The sequence below is a fragment of the Allokutzneria sp. A3M-2-11 16 genome (assembly GCF_024213555.1).
Lineage (GTDB): Bacteria > Actinomycetota > Actinomycetes > Mycobacteriales > Pseudonocardiaceae > Allokutzneria.
Genome location: NZ_JANAVO010000014.1, coordinates 17,086 through 34,232 on the forward strand (window position 1 = coordinate 17,086; position 17,147 = coordinate 34,232).

General features: G+C 71.0%; 14 protein-coding genes. 9 read left to right on the forward strand and 5 right to left on the reverse strand.

The features are described 5' to 3' along the window. Positions 1-16: 16 nt before the first annotated feature. The 9 genes from NLX83_RS35105 (at position 17) to NLX83_RS35145 (ending at position 10,875) form a co-directional block, all read left to right on the forward strand. A complete protein-coding gene (locus NLX83_RS35105; protein ID WP_254239566.1) occupies positions 17-1,111 on the forward strand; it encodes an ABC transporter ATP-binding protein in 1,095 nt (364 codons plus the stop codon). Then, positions 1,108-2,493, forward strand: a complete 1,386-nt coding sequence (gene ggh / locus NLX83_RS35110; RefSeq protein WP_308209435.1) for a glucosylglycerate hydrolase — start codon at positions 1,108-1,110, stop codon at positions 2,491-2,493. Before NLX83_RS35105 ends, ggh begins: the two co-directional genes overlap by 4 nt. A gap of 253 nt (positions 2,494-2,746) precedes the next feature. Further along, positions 2,747-4,663, forward strand: coding sequence for a 1-deoxy-D-xylulose-5-phosphate synthase (gene dxs, locus NLX83_RS35115; RefSeq protein WP_254239567.1), 1,917 nt, complete (start codon positions 2,747-2,749; stop codon positions 4,661-4,663). Positions 4,664-4,739: 76 nt separating this feature from the next. After that, the gene (locus NLX83_RS35120; protein WP_254239568.1) at positions 4,740-5,432 is read left to right on the forward strand and encodes a response regulator transcription factor; all 693 of its coding nucleotides are present in this window, start codon (positions 4,740-4,742) and stop codon (positions 5,430-5,432) included. Between the two features lie 188 nt (positions 5,433-5,620). After that, positions 5,621-6,754, forward strand: coding sequence for a sensor histidine kinase (locus tag NLX83_RS35125; protein ID WP_254239569.1), 1,134 nt, complete (start codon positions 5,621-5,623; stop codon positions 6,752-6,754). Positions 6,755-6,990: 236 nt separating this feature from the next. Next, positions 6,991-7,593 (forward strand): helix-turn-helix transcriptional regulator, encoded by a 603-nt coding sequence (locus NLX83_RS35130; protein WP_254239570.1) that lies wholly within the window; start codon positions 6,991-6,993, stop codon positions 7,591-7,593. Beyond that, positions 7,590-8,729 (forward strand): aminotransferase class I/II-fold pyridoxal phosphate-dependent enzyme, encoded by a 1,140-nt coding sequence (locus NLX83_RS35135; protein ID WP_254239571.1) that lies wholly within the window; start codon positions 7,590-7,592, stop codon positions 8,727-8,729. The genes NLX83_RS35130 and NLX83_RS35135 overlap by 4 nt, the downstream gene beginning before the upstream one ends. A gap of 57 nt (positions 8,730-8,786) precedes the next feature. Continuing rightward, the gene (locus NLX83_RS35140; protein WP_254239572.1) at positions 8,787-9,215 is read left to right on the forward strand and encodes a hypothetical protein; all 429 of its coding nucleotides are present in this window, start codon (positions 8,787-8,789) and stop codon (positions 9,213-9,215) included. A 163-nt stretch (positions 9,216-9,378) separates the two neighbouring features. Then, a complete protein-coding gene (locus NLX83_RS35145) occupies positions 9,379-10,875 on the forward strand; it encodes an alpha/beta fold hydrolase (protein ID WP_254239573.1) in 1,497 nt (498 codons plus the stop codon). A 7-nt stretch (positions 10,876-10,882) separates the two neighbouring features. Here NLX83_RS35145 and NLX83_RS35150 read toward each other — a convergent pair whose 3' ends face one another. From NLX83_RS35150 to NLX83_RS35170, 5 genes are all read right to left on the reverse strand, one after another. Next, complete coding sequence (locus NLX83_RS35150) at positions 10,883-11,650, reverse strand: aminotransferase class IV (protein ID WP_254239574.1); 768 nt, start codon at positions 11,648-11,650, stop codon at positions 10,883-10,885. Positions 11,651-11,655: 5 nt separating this feature from the next. Beyond that, a complete protein-coding gene (locus NLX83_RS35155) occupies positions 11,656-12,129 on the reverse strand; it encodes a Uma2 family endonuclease (RefSeq protein WP_254239575.1) in 474 nt (157 codons plus the stop codon). A gap of 68 nt (positions 12,130-12,197) precedes the next feature. Beyond that, a complete protein-coding gene (locus tag NLX83_RS35160) occupies positions 12,198-14,321 on the reverse strand; it encodes a 3-hydroxyacyl-CoA dehydrogenase NAD-binding domain-containing protein (RefSeq protein ID WP_254239576.1) in 2,124 nt (707 codons plus the stop codon). Further along, positions 14,318-15,535, reverse strand: coding sequence for a thiolase family protein (locus tag NLX83_RS35165; RefSeq protein ID WP_254239577.1), 1,218 nt, complete (start codon positions 15,533-15,535; stop codon positions 14,318-14,320). The genes NLX83_RS35160 and NLX83_RS35165 overlap by 4 nt, the downstream gene beginning before the upstream one ends. A gap of 139 nt (positions 15,536-15,674) precedes the next feature. Continuing rightward, positions 15,675-16,934 (reverse strand): HRDC domain-containing protein, encoded by a 1,260-nt coding sequence (locus NLX83_RS35170; RefSeq protein WP_254239578.1) that lies wholly within the window; start codon positions 16,932-16,934, stop codon positions 15,675-15,677. Positions 16,935-17,147: the final 213 nt, after the last annotated feature.

Consider the following 17,147-nt stretch of genomic DNA (forward strand, 5'->3'; position numbering starts at 1 on the left):
GAGACGAGAGCACACGATGGCCGAGATCGAACTGCACAACCTGGTCAAGACCTACCCCGGCGGCACCACCAGGGCCACCGACGACGTCAGCCTGCACGTCGCCGACGGCGAGTTCATGGTGCTGCTCGGCCCGTCCGGCTGCGGCAAGACCACGCTGCTGCGCATGGTCGCGGGCCTGGAGCTGCCCGACGACGGGCAGGTCGTCATCGGCGGCAAGGACGTCACGTACCTGGAGCCGCGCAAGCGCAACCTGTCCATGGTGTTCCAGTCCTACGCGGTGTTCCCGCACCGCAAGGTCGGCGAGAACATCGGGTTCGGGCTGCGGATGCGCGGCGTGGACCCCGACGAGGTCAAGCGGAAGGTGGCCTGGGCGGCGGACCTGCTCCAGCTCACGCCGTACCTGGACCGCTACCCGGCCAAGCTCTCCGGCGGCCAGCGCCAGCGCGTCGCGGTGGCCAGGGCCATCGTGATGGACGCCGAGGTCCTGCTGATGGACGAGCCACTGTCCAATTTGGACGCCCTGCTGCGGCTGTCCTTCCGCGCCGAGCTGAAGAAGCTCGTCGCCGAGCTGGGCACCACCACGCTCTACGTGACCCACGACCAGGTGGAAGCGCTCTCGCTCGGCGATCGCGTCGCGGTGATGCGCCAGGGCCGGATCGCCCAGTGCGACGCGCCGACCACCGTCTACGACCTGCCTGCCGAGGAGTTCGTCGGCGGGTTCATCGGCAGCCCGCCGATGAACTTCCTCACCGGGACCGTCGTCGCGGGCGGCGACGGCGGTTTCCAGCTCGACCTCGGCGCGCACAGCGTGCCCGTCCCGGACGCCCTGAGCGGATTCTCCGGCCGCCAACTCCGGTTGGGCGTCCGGCCGGAGTCCTTCGGGGTCGCCGCCCGCAACGGCGACCCCGGAGGGCTCCCGGCCGAGCTGGAGGTCTTCGAGCCGCTGGGCTCCTCGGTGCTGCTGACGGTGGCGCTGGCCGGGCACCAGCTCAAGGTGCAGGCGCCGCCGACCTTCCGCGCCGAAGCGGGCGAGAGCCTGCGACTGAGCCTGCCGGCGGACCAGTGCCGCTGGTACGACCCGGAAACACACCTGCTGCTGGAGACCTCGTGACAGTTGTTTCACTGGCCGCCGACCACGCCACCGCGCGGGCCGACCGCCGGGACCTGCCGCCCAACCTGCTCGCCGCCAAAGCCGCGTACGTGTTGCGCGGCAACGACACCGGCGCACTGGTCACGGCGGCACCCCGGCTGTACCCGCACATGTGGAGCTGGGACGCGGCGTTCATCTCGATCGGCCTCGCGCACCTGGACGTCGGGCGCGCGGTCGCCGAGCTGGACACCCTGTTCGCCGCGCAGTGGAGCGGCGGGATGCTGCCGCACATCGTCTTCACCGAGGGCGGCGCCGACGAGTACTTCCCCGGCCCGGACCGCTGGGGCACCCACGAGCTCAACGACCAGGCGCCGAAGAACCCGCTGACCTCCGGGATCTGCCAGCCGCCCGCGCACGCCATCGCGGTCGGGCGGCTGCTGGAGATCGCCCGCCGCGGCGGCGCGGTGGACCGGGCCGAGGCCGAGGACTTCGTGCGCCGGTCCTGGCCCAAGCTCTACGCCTGGCACCGCTGGCTGGCCGAGCACCGCGACCCGGGCGGCGACGGCCTGCTCGCGGTGGTGCACGGCTGGGAGTCCGGCATGGACAACTCGCCGCGCTGGGACTCCGCGTACACGGGGGTGCGGCCGGGCGCCGACCTGCCGCCGTACGTGCGGCGGGACCTGCGGCTGGTGGCCGACGCCGGGATGCGGCCCTCGGACGCGGAGTACGACCGCTACCTGTGGCTGGTCGAGGAGATGCGCCGGGTCGGCTACGACCCCGGCCAGGTCGTCGCCACCTCCAGCTTCCTGGTCGGCGACGTGTTCCTGACCGCGATCTTCGCCATGGCCTGCGACGTCCTCGCCGAGCTCGGCGAGGAGTTCGGCGAACCCGCGACGCAGGTGGCGGCCCTGGAGGGCTGGGCGCGGCGGGCCCGCGCGGCCGTCGCGGCCACCGTGGACCCGGCGACCGGGCTGGCGCGGGACCGGGACTTCCGCTCCGGCAAGTGGATCGGCACCCGCACCATCGCCGGTTTCGCCCCGCTGCTCTGCGGCGGCCTCGACCGCCCGGCCGAGCGCGCCCTGTTGTCCATTTTGGACGGACCGGACTGGTGCGGGAACCCGGAGCTGACCGCGGCCCTGGTGCCGTCCACCTCGCCGGTCGACCCCGCCTTCCGCCCCCGGCAGTACTGGCGCGGCCCCCAGTGGCCGGTGATGGGCTGGCTCTTCGGCTGGTCCTTCGCGCGGCGGGGCTGGGCCGAGCGGGCCGAGCGGCACCGCGCGGAGGGGCTGCGGCTGTGCTCGGACGGGGCCTTCGCCGAGTACTACCATCCGCTGACCGGGGAGCCGCTGGGTAGCCTCGATCAATCCTGGACGGCGGCGGTTGTGCTCGATTGGCTCTGCTGAACCGCCAGATCGTGTGAACGTGACCCCGGTGCATTCACGGAGAGCACCGGGGTCGCGCCGTTCCCGAGTGCAATTTCACCGTGTTCCCCATCACGTGAACTGGGGCGATGGGAACGTCTCCGGAGATATCCCGGGGCCGTTTTCGCAGATCAGTCCCTGATCCGCCAAGGCCGCCCGATCGGCCGAAGGCATTCAGGCGTATCTCCGTAGACTTGCCGACGGCCAGGCAGACAACGGCACGAGGAGGGAAACGGTGACGCTGCTCGACTCCGTGCGGGGCCCCGCCGACCTGAAGCGTTTGACCCACGACGAGATGGTGACGCTCGCCGAGGAGATCCGGGCTTTCCTGGTCGACAAGGTTTCCCGCACCGGCGGCCACCTCGGCCCGAACCTGGGCGCCGTGGAGCTGACGCTGGCCGCGCACCGGGTCTTCGACTCGCCGCACGACCCGATCCTGTTCGACACCGGGCACCAGTCCTACGTGCACAAGATCGTCACCGGCCGGCAGGACTTCGCCGCGCTGCGGCAGAAGGGCGGCCTGTCCGGCTACCCCTCGCGGGCCGAGAGCGAACACGACTTCATCGAGAACAGCCACGCCTCCACCGTGCTGTCCTACGCCGACGGCCTCGCCAAGGCGTTCCAGCTGCGCGACACCCGCAGGCACGTGGTGGCCGTGGTCGGCGACGGCGCGCTCACCGGCGGCATGTGCTGGGAGGCGCTGAACAACATCGCCGGGGACAAGACCCGGCCGGTGGTGATCATCGTCAACGACAACGGCCGCTCGTACTCGCCGACCATCGGCGGGTTCGCCGACCACATGGCGACCCTGCGGCTGCGCCCCGGCTACGAGAAGCTGCTGGAGGACGGCAAGCGCACGCTGCAGAGCATGCCCGTGGTGGGCAAGCCGGTGTACGCGGCGCTGCACGCGGCCAAGCGCGGCATCAAGGACGCGCTCAGCCCCCAGGTGATGTTCGAGGACCTCGGCCTGAAGTACTTCGGCCCGGTCAACGGGCACGACATCGTCGCCATGGAGGCGGCGCTGGAGCGGGCGAAGTCCTTCGGCGGCCCGGTGATCGTGCACGCGGTGACCCGCAAGGGCATGGGCTACGCGCACGCCGAGAACCACGAGGCCGAGCAGATGCACGCCATCGACGTGATCGACGTGGCGACCGGCAAGCCGAAGAAGGTCGCCAAGCCCGGCTGGACCTCGGTGTTCGCCGACGAGATCGTCCGGATCGGCGCGGAGCGCGAGGACGTGGTCGCGATCACCGCCGCCATGCTCGGCCCGACCGGACTGGAGAAGTTCGCGCAGGCGTTCCCGTCGCGCTGCTACGACGTGGGCATCGCCGAGCAGCACGCGATGACCTCGGCGGCCGGTCTGGCCATGGGCGGCGTGCACCCGGTGTTCGCGGTGTACTCGACGTTCCTCAACCGCGCCTTCGACCAGCTGCTGATGGACGTGGCGCTGCACAAGCAGGGCGTCACCGTGGTGCTCGACCGCGCGGGTGTCACCGGCTCGGACGGCGCCAGCCACAACGGGATGTGGGACCTGTCCATCCTCGGCGTGATCCCCGGTATCCGGATCGCGGTGCCGCGCGACGCGGTGAGCCTGCGCGAGCAGCTGCGCGAGGCGGTCAAGGTGTCCGACGCCCCCACGGTGTTGCGCTACCCCAAGGGCGCCGTGATCCAGGAGGTGCCCGCGATCGAGCGCCGGGGTGTGCTGGACATCCTGCACCGCCCGTCCTCCGACGAGGGCCACGACGTGCTGCTCGTCGCCGTCGGCGCCTTCGGCGAGCTCGCCGTGGACGCCGCGCGTCGGTTGTCCGACCAGGGCATCGGCGTGACCGTGGTGGACCCGCGCTGGGTGGCCCCGGTCCCGCGGGAGCTGGTCGAGCTGGCCGCGGCGCACCGGATGGTGGTCACGGTCGAGGACGGTGGCCGCCACGGCGGTTTCGGCTGGACGCTGGCCGCCGCCATGCGCGACGCCGGACTGGTCATGCCCATGCGGGATCTGGCCATTCCCAACAGGTTCCTCGATCACGCCTCGCGCGATCAGATCCTCGCCGAGCTCGGCCTCACCGCGCAGGACGTCGCCCGCCAGGTCACCGAATGGGCTTCGGAGTACGTCCCCGAGGACGCCGAGATCCCGGTGCCGAAACTGAAGAAGTGATGAGAAGACCGCCCGGAGGCTCGATTCGTTGCTCCGGGCGGTCCTTTGTGGTCAGACCTGTGGCACCGTGGATGCCGTGCGAATCCTGGTGGTAGAGGACGAACAACCGCTCGCCGACGCGATCGCGCGTGGGCTGCGCCGCGAGGGCATGGCGGTCGATGTCGCCTACGACGGAGAGTCCGGTCACGAGAAGGTCAGCGTCACCCGCTACGACGTGGTGGTGCTCGACCGCGACCTGCCGGGCATGTCCGGCGACGAGCTGTGCCGGATGATCGTGGGCTCCGAGGCGTTGAGCCGCGTGCTGATGCTCACCGCGAGCGGGGCGGTCGAGGACCGCGTCGCCGGGCTGTCCCTCGGCGCGGACGACTACCTCGCCAAGCCCTTCGCCTTCCCGGAGCTCGTCGCGCGGGTGCGGGCGCTCGGCCGTCGCGCCACCCCGGCCACGCCGCCCGTGCTCACCGCGGGCGACCTCGTGCTCGACCCGGCCAAGCGCCGGATCACCCGCTCCGGCAAGCCGATCGAGCTGACCCGCAAGGAGTTCGGCGTGCTGGAGGTGCTGCTCTCGGCGGGCGGCAAGGTGGTCAGCAGCGAGGAACTGCTGGAGCGGGTCTGGGACGAGAACGCCGACCCGTTCACCACGACGGTGCGGGTGACCGTGATGACCCTGCGCAAGAAGCTCGGCGAGCCTGGCATCATCGACACCGTGGTCGGCTCCGGCTACCGGGTGCCGGACGCGGTCCAGAGCGCGGGGGCCCCCGGCCACGACTAGGCGCGGTGGCCGAGCCGGTCGCCGCGTTCGGGTGTCTTCAAGTACGGCGAACCCCCTCGCCCACGGTCGCGAACCACAGCGAACCCCGGGCGGGGAACGGGGTTGGTGGTGGTTGACGACGCTCGCAATGGGGGTTCGCGGGACTTGAAGACCGTCCCACCCCCCGTGCGGTGAGGCTGAGAGAGGTCATGCGTCGTCGAGGTCCAGGACTGCGGGTCCGGCTCACCCTGCTCGCCACGGTCCTCGTGGCAGGCGTCAGCGCGCTCCTGCTGTGGCTGGGCTGGATGCTGGTGGGCAACGTCATCGGCAACGCTCCGAGCCTTCCGGCGGGCTCCACGGTCACCGTGCAGGGCACCGAGCTGACCGCCGAGCAGTTCTCCACGCTGCTGAGCGAGCGCGCCCGTGAGGAAGTCCTCGACGCCGGGGTGATCGCGTTCCTGTGCGTGGTCGCGGCGACGGCGCTGCTGGTGTGGACGGTCAGCGATCGCGTGCTCCGGCCCCTCCAGGAGGTCACCCACGCCGCCCGGCGGCTGTCCGTGGAGTCCCTCGGCGAGCGCATCGAGCTGACCGGCCCGCGCGATGAGGTCGCCGACCTCGCCGACACCTTCGACGAGATGCTGGACCGCCTCCAGGCGTCCTTCGAGGCGCAGCGGCGGTTCGTCGCCAACGCCTCGCACGAGCTGCGCACGCCGCTGGCCGTGGTGCGGACCGAGCTGGACGTGACGCTGTCCGACCCCGAGGCCGACACCGAGGAGCTGCGCCGGATGGCCGGGGTGGTCCGCCAGGCGACGCTCCGGGCGGAACAGCTGGTCGAGGGCCTGTTGTTGCTCGCCAAGACCGACGGCGGCGGGCTGGCCGTGCGCGAGGCGGTCGACCTGACGGTGCTGGTGACCAGTGCCTGGCACGCGGTCCGCGCGGAGGCGGCGCAGCGCGGTATCCAGGTCACCATGGACACCCGCCCCGAGCTGGTCGTCGGCGATCCGGCGCTGCTGGAGCGCGTCGCGGGGAACCTGCTGGAGAACGCGGTCCGGCACAACCTCGACGGCGGGTGGATCAAGGTCTCCGTCGGCGAGTGCGAGGGCCGCATCCGGCTGGCCGTGTCCTCCTCCGGCCCGGAACTTCCCCCGGCGCAGGTCCCGGAGCTGTTCGAGCCCTTCCGCCGCGGCGGTGTCGCCAGGACCGCCAAGCACGGCGCGGGCCTCGGCCTGTCCATCGTCCGCGCGGTGGTCAACGCCCACGGCGGCGACGTCCAGGCCGAGCCCGTGCTGGGCGGCGGGCTGGCGGTCCGCGTCCACCTCCCCACCGCCACCGCGACGCTCTAGGTCCACGTCCCGAACCCGCATCGCGCCGTGGCGCCGTAGTTCGGGCGTCTTCAAGACCCCCCAACCCCCACCCGAAACGTCTTTAACCGCCCCCAACCTCCCAGCCACGAGCCGAGGTTTGTCGTCGTTTGAGACCGCTGGGGCGGGGGTCCGGTGTACTTGAAGACCGGAGAACCCCGGCGGCCAGGTGTGATCGTGTTGGACAGAGTGTCCGAGTTGGACGTAGTGTCCAGAGCGTGGATGATCGGGTGGAGCGGTACGGGCCCGCGTGCGCGGCGATCGCCGCGTTGCTGAGCCCGCACGCCGAGGTGGTGCTGCACGATCCGGACGAGGACGTGGTGCTCGCCGTGTGGAACCCGTTCTCCGGGCGCGAGGCGGGAGACCCGTCGCTGCTCGGGGAGCTGGACGAGGTGCGACCCGGCCCGGACGGCGTGTTCGGGCCGTACCCGAAGGTGCTCGCGGACGGGCGGACGCTCTCCTCGGTGACCGCGATGCTGCGCGATCCCGACGCGGTGCTGTGCGTCAACCTCGACCGAGGTCCGTTCGAGCAGGCCGCCGCGCTGCTGGCGGCCTTCGCCGCGCCCGTGGCGCCGAGGCCGGAGCCGTTGTTCGAGCACGACTGGTTCGACCGCGTGAACGAGGTCGTGGGGTCGTCGGTGCGGCTGCGCGGCCCGGTGGAGCGGTGGGGCAAGCCCGATCGGCTCGCGGTTCTGTCCGAATTGGACAGTTCCGGTGTGTTCGCTGTCCGCCGCGCCGCGCCCGAGGTCGCGCGAGCGCTGAAGGTGTCCCGCTCGACCGTTTACGCCCTGCTCGCCGAAGTCCGTGGGGAGAAGCCATGACCACGTTGCCCGCGTTCAAGCTGGAGGCGTTCTTCTCGAAGTGGGAGTTCACCGCCCGCTACCACCTCAGCGCCTCCGACGCGCAGACCACGTCGATGGCCGATCTGGTCGCGATGGCCGACGCCGATGACCGCGCGGCGTGGGAGAACCTGGACCTCGGCTACACGCAGACCTTCGGGGACCCGTTGCTGCGCAAGGCGATCGCGGAGACCTTCGAGCACGTGGAAGCCGAGGACGTGATCACCTTCGCCGGAGCGCAGGAGGGCGTGCTGCTCGGGCTCCAGGTGCTGTTGGGCCCCGGGGACCACGCCGTCGTCGTCACGCCGTGCTACCAGTCGGCCGAGACGATCGCGCTGTCGCTGTGCGAGGTCACCGGTGTGGCGCTGCGCCCGGAGCGCGACTGGGCGCTCGACCTCGACGAGCTGACCGCCGCGCTGCGGCCGGAGACACGCTTGGTGTACATCAACTTCCCCAACAACCCAACGGGAAAGTTGTTGTCGCACAATGACTTCAAGGCAATCGTCGAACTCTGTGACGCGCGCGGGATCGTGCTGTTCAGCGACGAGGTCCACCGTGGACTGGAACTCGACCCGGCGCGGACCCTGGCGCAGGCCGCCGACCTGTCGCAGCGCGCGATGTCCCTCGGCGTGACGTCGAAGGCGCTCGGCCTGCCGGGACTGCGGGTCGGCTGGATCGCCTGCCGGGACAAGGAAATCCTCGCCCGCCTGGAACTCGCGAAGCACTACACGACGATCTGCACGAGCGCGCCGAGCGAGGTGCTCGCGCGCATCGCCATCAAGGCCCGTGATCGCCTGCTGGCGAGGAACCGGGAGCTGGTGACGAGGAACCTCCAGATCTTCGGGGACTTCTTCGCGGAGTTCGCCGATCTCTTCGAGTGGTCCGCGCCGGACGGCGGATGCGTCGCCTTCCCGCGTTACCGCGGCGGGGAAGGGATCGAGCAGTTCTGCGGCAGGCTCGTCGAGGAGACCGGTGTGCTGCTGGTGCCCTCGACCATCTTCGCCTCGGAGCTCACACCGACACCGGCCGACCGTTTCCGCATCGGCATCGGCCGGTCCGATCCTGAGCCCGCGCTGGCGGCGTTCTCCGGCTGGCTGCGGGACCACCCGCACGCGTGATCCCCGGGCGGGTGAGCCTGGTTGCCCTTCTCCCCGGCGCACTCCAGGCTTCCCGCCATGATCACGAAGATGACCCGGACCCTGGTGGCCGGAGCGCTCGGGCTCGCCCTCGCCGGTGCCACCGCCCCGGTCGCCGTCGCGGCACCGCCCGCCCCGATCGAGGTCACCAAGGAGGCCAAGCTCGTCAAGAACGGCGCCGCGGCCATGATCGAGGGCACCTACGACTGCAAGGGCGGTCCGGTCGACCTCCTGGTCGACGTCGCGCAGAAGGGGAACGCGCAGGGCAAGGGCAAGGGCGAGAAGCTCGAGTGCACGAAGGCCGAGCGCGCCGCCGGCAAGCCCAAGAAGTGGAAGGTCACCGTGCCGGTGCAGAGCCGGGGTGGCCTGTTCATCGCGGCGTCGGCCTACGTCTCGGTCCGCATGTGCGGCACGGGCACGCTGAACGTCTTCGCCAGCCTCAACCTCTGGGTCAACCTCCGCTTCTGAACGCGGCCCGCGATCGGCGTGGCCGGTGTTCCGGCCCGCCGATCGCCCGGCGGCCCGCTGCGTGACCCCAAGTTTCTAACGTTGGTAGACAGCCTCCTCTCGCGGGCGATAGCGTCCCCTCCGATCGAAATCTAACGTTGATCGGAACTGGGGAAGGTATGTCTTGAGGAAACGTGTCCTCTCATTGGCGGTGACCGCCGCCGTCGCGATGTCGGGCTGGACGCACGCCGCCGGGGCCGCGGAGTCGATCGGCTGGACCGAGTGCGGAACCGAGTTCAAGGGCGAGTGCGCCGAGATCGAGGTTCCGATCGACTGGGCGAAGCCGACCGGCGAGAAGTTCAAGTTGGCGATCGGCCGTCTGCCCGCGCTGGATCCGAAGAAGCGCATCGGCGTGCTGTTCGGGGCGGCCGGTGGTCCCGGCCTGTCGGGGATCGACCGCTACATCACGGGGCGTCGTATTCCCGACAACAGCCCCCTTCGTCAGTACTTCGACATCGTGAGCTTCGACCCGCGTGGCGTCTCGCGCAGTCACGAGGTTCGGTGCAGCTCGGAGCTGGTGAACAAGCCGAAATGGGAAATTCCGAAGAACGAGGCGCAGTTCCAGGCGCTCAAGGATCTCAACGCCGCCGTCGCCGCGGACTGCCGCAACCACACCGGTCCGCTGTTCGACCACCTGGACACCGTGAGTGCGACCCGTGACATCGACGCAGTGCGCGCTGCGCTCGGTGAGGAGAAGCTTTCTTTCTACGGCTCGTCGTACGGCACAATGCTCGGCCAGCAGTACGCCGAGCTGTTCCCGGCCCGGATTCGGGCGAGCGTGCTGGACTCCAATGTGGACCACAGCATCTCCTCGGCCTACGAGTACCTGCGGACCACCGCTGAGGAGTTGGAGCGCTCGCTCGGGGAGTTCGCCGGGTGGTGCGCTCGCACCGCGGCGTGTGCGCTGCACGGACGCGACGTCATCGCGGTCTGGGACGGCCTGCACAGCCGTGCCGTCGCCGGGACGCTGTACGAACCGGACAGCGGCGTGCAGCTCAAGCCCGAGTCACTGCGCGGCGGACTGGACGCGGCGATGTACACGCCGTCGCGTGACTGGTTCGCGCTGGCCGATCGCTTCGCCAAGATGGACGCCGCACCGAGCACGCGGTTGGCTGTCCCCGGCCCTGCGGAGCTCACGGAGAACAGCCACCAGGCGATCTGGTGCTCGGACTTCCACTGGAACATCAACACCTTCGCGGAGTTCGACGCCCACCTGAAGCGGGTGGAGCGCGAGGTCGCCCCGCACGCGAAGCTGTCCCCGTGGTGGACGGACGTGGGCTGGTGCCTGGGCTGGACGGGGCCGGTGAACAACCCGCAGCACAAGCTGAAGATCAAGAATGTGCCGCCGATGCTGTTGACCACCTCGCGCTTCGACGTGGCCGCGCCGCTGTCGTGGAACCTCGCGGTGCACCGGCAGATCCCCAACTCGGTGTTGCTGCACTACGACGGCGCCGGTCACGGTCAGCGCGTCAACAGCAAGTGCGCTTGGAAGCACATGACCGACTACATGATCACGCTGACCACTCCGCCACCGAACACGCACTGCCCGGCGGAGTACCCGACAACGCCGCCCACGGCCGCGTCGACCAGGGCTGCCGAGCGGCCCGCGTTCCGGGACTGACCGACGGTCAAGGTTCCAGCGGCTCCGCCGGGTTGCTGAGATAAGCCCGGCGGAGCAAGGAGTTCAGCTCTTCGTCCACAGTGAACTCAGCTTCGTCCACCGACGCGATCGGCTGCGTGGCGATGGCCTCGTTGGTCGCGAACGCCGACCGGAACCCCGGCAGGTCCGACAACGTCAGCCGCCGTGTCTCCACCGGTACGCCGAGCTGCCGCAAACCCTTGCACACCAACCGGATCGCGATTCCGGGCAGTGCGGGCGCCGAGGGCAGCACGACACGTGAGCCGTCGTAGAAGCCGACGTTCCACACCGTGCCCTCGGAGATGTGCCCGGAGCGGTTGACGAACAGGGCGTCATCGTGGCCTGCGAGCCGCGCCAGCCTCCGCTGCAACAGCAGGCCAAAGGTGCCGACGTGCTTCACGTGTGGCAGATCCCGTTCGTACACAACGGATCTGAGCCGCATCGCGGTGTCCGGCCACGGCGCCGCCGGGCGCACGGTGACCAACGTCGTCGGTGCCACGATATTGTCCAAAGTGGACATTGTGACGTCGGGGGAGAACACGTTCACCCTGACGTTCACCGGGTCCGTGCGATCGCCCAGCTCCGCGCGGACGGCCGCCCTGACCACCGCCGCGTCCAGGCCCTCGCCGAACACCAGCCGCGCGTCGCGGTCCAGCCGCTCCAGGTGCAGCCCGAGCCCGCGGATCCGGCCGTTCTCCGCCCGCATCGCGGTGAAGTGGCCGTAGTTGAAGACCGCGACCGTCCGTGCGGCGTCCATGTCGTTCACCCCAGTTCCGCGAGATCGGCGAATACGGCGAATGGTGCCGAGGTGACCAGCCTGTCGGTATGGGCCCCGGCGGACTTGTAGCGCCCGGCAACGGGATCGAGCCGATCGGGAGACACCACCTCGACGACCAGAAGGCAGTGTTCGGGGCGCAGCACCTCGTCGTCTGGCGGCCGGGAGTCGTAGACGACGACATCCGGGCGACGATTCAGCAGCGGGATCTCTCGCAGCCGGAGATCCATGTTGGTGACGACGGAATGGGCGACACTGCGGTTGGCCGCCAGCAGGTTGGCCACACCGCGGGCGACGGCCTGGTGCGAACGACGCGGAGCGGGCCGCACGAGCACAGCCCCGTCGATGATCTCGATCCGGCGGCAGGTTTCCTCGGGCAGCTGCGCGTACTCGGCGCCGGTAACGCCGTCGGGGAGCTGCGCCAGCCAGTCGGCCAGGACGGTCGTCGGGGTCGCTCTCATCGCAGGGCCAGCGTAACGCGAGAGCCCGGTCCGACCAGGCGGACCGGGCTCTCGCGCGGGGGACGGGACTACGCCGGGACGTCGGCCACGCCGGGGGCGAGGAAACGCGATCCGGTGACCTTCTCCGAGATGCCGGAGCGGTCCAGGTACGGGGTGATGCCGCCGAGCCAGAACGGCCAGCCCGCGCCGAGGATCATGCACAGGTCGATGTCCTGGGGCTCGGCCACGACGCCCTCGTCCAGCATGAGCTTGATCTCCTCGGCGAGCGCCTCCAGGGCCCGCGTCTTGACCTGCTCACCGGTCAGCGGGGAGTCGCCGAGCTTCCACAGCGCCGCGACCTCGGGGTCGACGCTCTGGTTGCCCTGCGCGTCCCACTGCCACACCGCGGCCTTGCCCGCGGCCACGAACGCCTTCATGTTCTCGCTGACGGCGAAGCGGTCCGGGAACGCCGCGTGCATCGTCTCGGACACGTGCAGCGCCACCGCCGGGCCCACCAGCTGCAGCAGGATCAGCGGGCTCATCGGCAGGCCGAGCGGCTCGGTCGCCTTGTCCGCCACCTCGAACGGGGTGCCCTCGTCCACCGAGCGCAGCACCTCGCCCATGAAGCGGGTCAGCAGCCGGTTCACCACGAACGACGGCGCGTCCTTGACCAGCACGCTGGACTTCTTCAGCTGCTTGCCGGTGGCGAAGGCCGTGGCGAGCGTGGCGTCGTCGGTCTGGTCCGCGCGCACGATCTCCAGCAGCGGCATCACCGCGACGGGGTTGAAGAAGTGGAAACCGACGACCCGCTCCGGGTGCGCCAGCTTCGAGGCCATCTCGGTGATCGGCAGCGAGGAGGTGTTGGTCGCCAGCACGCACTCGGCGGTGACGTGCTCCTCCAGCTCCGCGAACACCTGCTGCTTGACGGCCAGGTCCTCGAACACGGCCTCGATCACGAAGTCCGCGTCGGAGAAGGCCGCCTTGTCCAGCGAGCCGGTCACCAGCGCCTTGAGCCGGTTGGCCTCGTCGGGCGAGACGCGGCCCTTGCCGAGCAGCTTGTCGACCTCGCCGTGCACGTAGCCGACACCCTTGTCCAGGCGGGCCTGGTCGATGTCGGTGAGCACCACGGGCACGTGCAGGCGGCGGGCGAACAGCAGCGCCATCTGCCCGGCCATCAGGCCCGCGCCGACGACGCCGACCTTGGTCACCGGGCGGGCGAGGCTCTTGTCCGGCGCGCCGACCGGCCGCTTGGCCCGCTTCTGCACCAGGTTGAACGAGTACAGCCCGGCACGCAGCTCGTCGGTCATCAGCAGGTCGGCCAGCGCCTCGTCCTCGGCGGCGAAGCCGCGGTCGAGGTCGTTCTCGCGGGCCAGCTCCAACAGCTCAAGCGCCTTGTACGGGCCCGGCGCGGCACCGCGGGTCCTGCCGTCCACGATCGCCCTGCCGCGCTCCAGAGCGGCGTCCCAGCCCGCGCCGCGGTCGATCTCCGGGCGCTCCGGGGTGACGGAGCCGGACGCGACACGGGCCGCCCACAGCAGCGACTGCTCCAGGTAGTCGGCCGAGTCGAACAGCTCGTCGAAGATGCCGAGTTCCTTGGCCTGCTTCGGCTTGAGCATCCTGTTCTGGTTGAGCGCGTTCTCCAGGACGACCGTCACGGCCTTGTCCGGGCCGATCAGGTTCGGCAGCAGCTGCGTGCCGCCCCAGCCCGGGACCAGGCCCAGGAAGCACTCCGGCAGCGAGATCGCCGCGGCGTTGGAGGACACGGTCCGGTAGTGGCAGTGCAGCGCGATCTCCAGGCCACCGCCCATGGCGGCGCCGTTGACGAACGCGAAGGTCGGCACCGAGGAGTCGCGCAGGCGGCGGAACACCGCGTGCCCGAGCCGCCCGATCGCCAGCGCCTGCTCGCGGCCCTCGACCTTGACGACGCCCGTCAAGTCCGCGCCGACGGCGAAGACGAACGGCTTGCCGGTGACCGCGATCGCGGCCGGGGCACCCGCGAACGCCTCGTCCAGCGCGGCGTCCAGGCTGGCCAGCCCGCCCGGTCCGAACGTGGACGGCTTGGTGTGGTCGAAGCCGTTGTCCAGGGTGATCAGCGCCAGCCTGCCGTCAAGACCCGGCACGTTCACGAACTTGGTGACGGCCTTGGTGACGACCTCTTCGGGGTCCGCGACGGCGGTGACCCCGGCAGCGGTCACGGTGGTTGCCTCGCTCACTTGCCCTCCCACGCCGGGTTCTCCCAGATGACCGTTCCGCCCATGCCGATGCCGATGCACATGGTGGTGATGCCGTAGCGCACGTCCGGGCGCTCGGCGAAGTGCCGCGACAGCTGGGTCATCAGCCGCACGCCCGAGGAGGCCAGCGGGTGGCCGCAGGCGATCGCGCCGCCCCACGGGTTGACCCGCGGGTCGTCGTCGGAGATGCCGAAGTGGTCGAGGAAGGCCAGCACCTGCACGGCGAATGCCTCGTTGACCTCGAACAGGCCGATGTCGTCGATGGACAGCCCGGTGCGCTCCAGCGCCTTCTCCGTCGCCGGGACCGGGCCGACGCCCATCACCTCGGGGTCCACGCCCGCGAAGGCGTAGCCGACCAGGCGCATGCCGACCGGAAGGCCCAGCTCCCGCGCGGTGGCCTCGTCGGCCAGTACGCACGCGGTGGCGCCGTCGTTGAGCCCGGCCGCGTTGCCCGCGGTGACCCGGCCGTGCGGCCGGAAGGGGGTCTTCAGCGCCGCCAGGGTCTCCACGGTGGTGCCGGGGCGCGGCGGCTCGTCGGCGCCCGCGAGGCCCCAGCCGCTCTCGGCGGAGCGTGTGGCGACCGGGACCAGGTCCGCGGCGATCTTCCCGGCCCGGTGCGCCTCGTCGTAGCGCGCCTGGGACGCGGCGGCGTAGCGGTCGGCGCGCTCCTTGGAGATGTGCGGGAAGCGGTCGTGCAGGTTCTCCGCGGTCTGGCCCATGACCAGCGCGGAGGTGTCCACGATCTTGTCGGCCAGGAAGCGCGGGTTGGGGTCCACGCCCTCGCCCATCGGGTGGCGGCCCATGTGCTCGACGCCGCCCGCGATGGCCACGTCGTAGGCGCCGAAGGCGATACCGCCCGCGACCGAGGTCACGGCGGTCATCGCGCCCGCGCACATCCGGTCGATCGAGTAGCCGGGCACCGAGCGCGGCAGCCCGGCGAGCAGCGCGGCGGTCCGGCCGATGGTCAGGCCCTGGTCGCCGATCTGCGTGGTGGCGGCGATGGCCACCTCGTCGACGCGCTCCGGAGGCAGCTCCGGGTGCCGCCGCAGCAGTTCGCGAATGACCTTGACGACGAGGTCGTCGGCGCGGGTCTCGGCGTACATGCCCTTCGGACCGGCCTTGCCGAACGGCGTGCGCACGCCGTCGACGAAGACCACGTCCCGAACGGCGCGCCCCGCGATGGCAGGTGCGGCCACGGCGTGCTCCTCACTCGGGGTGGAAACTCGGGGTACTGGGATAACTGGCACAGCCCGGTATTACCGACCGGTAACCACCACTCTAGCGGGCCCTACCCGCCGGTAACCACCGGCGGGTACCTGTCTGCCGCGTCACAGCTCAGGAGTTGGCGGGCTTCGTCCCCAGCGCGGTCGTCAGCAGGCCCGAGGCCAGGCCGATCTGCCAGTTCCTGGCGCCACCCTTGGCAAGGGCCTCCCGCACCGCGTCCTCGGTGAGCTGCTCCGGCGGCTGCCAGCACAGCCTGCGCACCAGCTCCGGCTGGAGCATGTTCTCCACCGGCATCCGCAGCCCCTTGGCGCGCTCGGTCAGCGCGGCGCGCGCCGCCTGCAACCGCGCGGCCGCGGCCGGATCGCGCTCGGCCCAGCGGTTGGGCGGCGGCGGGCCGTCGTGCGGGGGAGACGGATCGGGCAGATCGGCCTTGGCCAGCACGCGTGCTTCGCGCAGCGCACCCGCCCAGACGTCCACCTGGCGCCGTTGGGCGCGTCCGCGGAACACGGGCAGCCCCAGCAGCTCCCGCTCGCCTGGCGGGTCGTTCAGGGCCGCTTCGACGATCGCGGCGTCCGGCAGCACCCGGCCCGGGGCGATGTCGCGCTGCCGCGCCAGGCCGTCCCGCGCCTGCCACAGCGCCCTGGCCGCGGCGTACTGCCGGGGCGAGCGCAGCTTGTGGATGCCGGAGGTGCGGCGCCAGGGCTCGGCCCGGGGACCGGGAGGGGGCGCTGTGCGCACCGCCTCGAACTCCTCGAGCGCCCAGTCCAGCTTGTCCTGGGCGACGAGCTCCTTCTCCAGACGATTGCGCAGCTCGATGAGCAGTTCGACGTCCAGCGCGGCGTAGGAGAGCCACTCCTCCGGCAGCGGGCGGCGGGACCAGTCGGCCGCGCCGTGACCCTTCTCCAGCCGGTAGCCCAGCAGCCGCTCGACCAGCGCGCCCAGCGCGACCCGCTCGAAACCGCACAGCCTGCCCGCCAGCTCGGTGTCGAACAGCCCGCCCGGCCGCAGGTCCAGCTCGGCCAGGCAGGGCAGGTCCTGCGAGGCGGCGTGCAGCACCCAGTCCGCGCCGTTGATCAGCTCGCCGAGCACGGCGATGTCGGAGCCCAGCGGGATCGGGTCGACCAGCACCGACCCGGCGCCCTCGCGCCGCAGCTGCACCAGGTAGGCCCGCTGGGAGTAGCGGTAGCCGGAGGCGCGTTCGGTGTCCACGGCGTACGGGCCGTGGCCGGCGGCGAGCCGGGTCACCGCCGCCCGCAGCGCGGGCAGCGTTTCGACCACCGCTGGCACCCCCTCCGCCGGCCGGGTCAGCGGCACCGGTTCGGCGTCGGGCGATGCTGGGTCTGAGGAGAGCGCGGGTGAGCCTGAATCCACGCCGTAAGACCTTATGCGCCCGACCGCCCGGTCAGCAGCGGGAGACTCAAAGCTCTGAGGTACTTCCGGGCAGGAATCATCCACAGATGTCCTTCCCGCCCCCGTCGGAGTGAACGGGAACGCCCCGCCCGCCCGGACAGGAGGTGTCCGGAAAAGCCCTGGTGGGGGGTATGCGGGCATGACGAAAAGCGGGACCTCGCACGTACCGCGCGT

Excerpts from the sequence above, each read along its gene's own strand:
- NLX83_RS35140 (WP_254239572.1), top strand. The coding sequence starts at position 8,787 with ATGATCACGAAGATGACCCGGACCCTGGTGGCCGGAGCGCTCGGGCTC.
- NLX83_RS35150 (WP_254239574.1), bottom strand. The coding sequence starts at position 11,650 with ATGGACGCCGCACGGACGGTCGCGGTCTTCAACTACGGCCACTTCACC.
- NLX83_RS35155 (WP_254239575.1), bottom strand. The coding sequence starts at position 12,129 with ATGAGAGCGACCCCGACGACCGTCCTGGCCGACTGGCTGGCGCAGCTC.
- NLX83_RS35105 (WP_254239566.1), top strand. The coding sequence starts at position 17 with ATGGCCGAGATCGAACTGCACAACCTGGTCAAGACCTACCCCGGCGGC.
- NLX83_RS35125 (WP_254239569.1), top strand. The coding sequence starts at position 5,621 with ATGCGTCGTCGAGGTCCAGGACTGCGGGTCCGGCTCACCCTGCTCGCC.
- NLX83_RS35135 (WP_254239571.1), top strand. The coding sequence starts at position 7,590 with ATGACCACGTTGCCCGCGTTCAAGCTGGAGGCGTTCTTCTCGAAGTGG.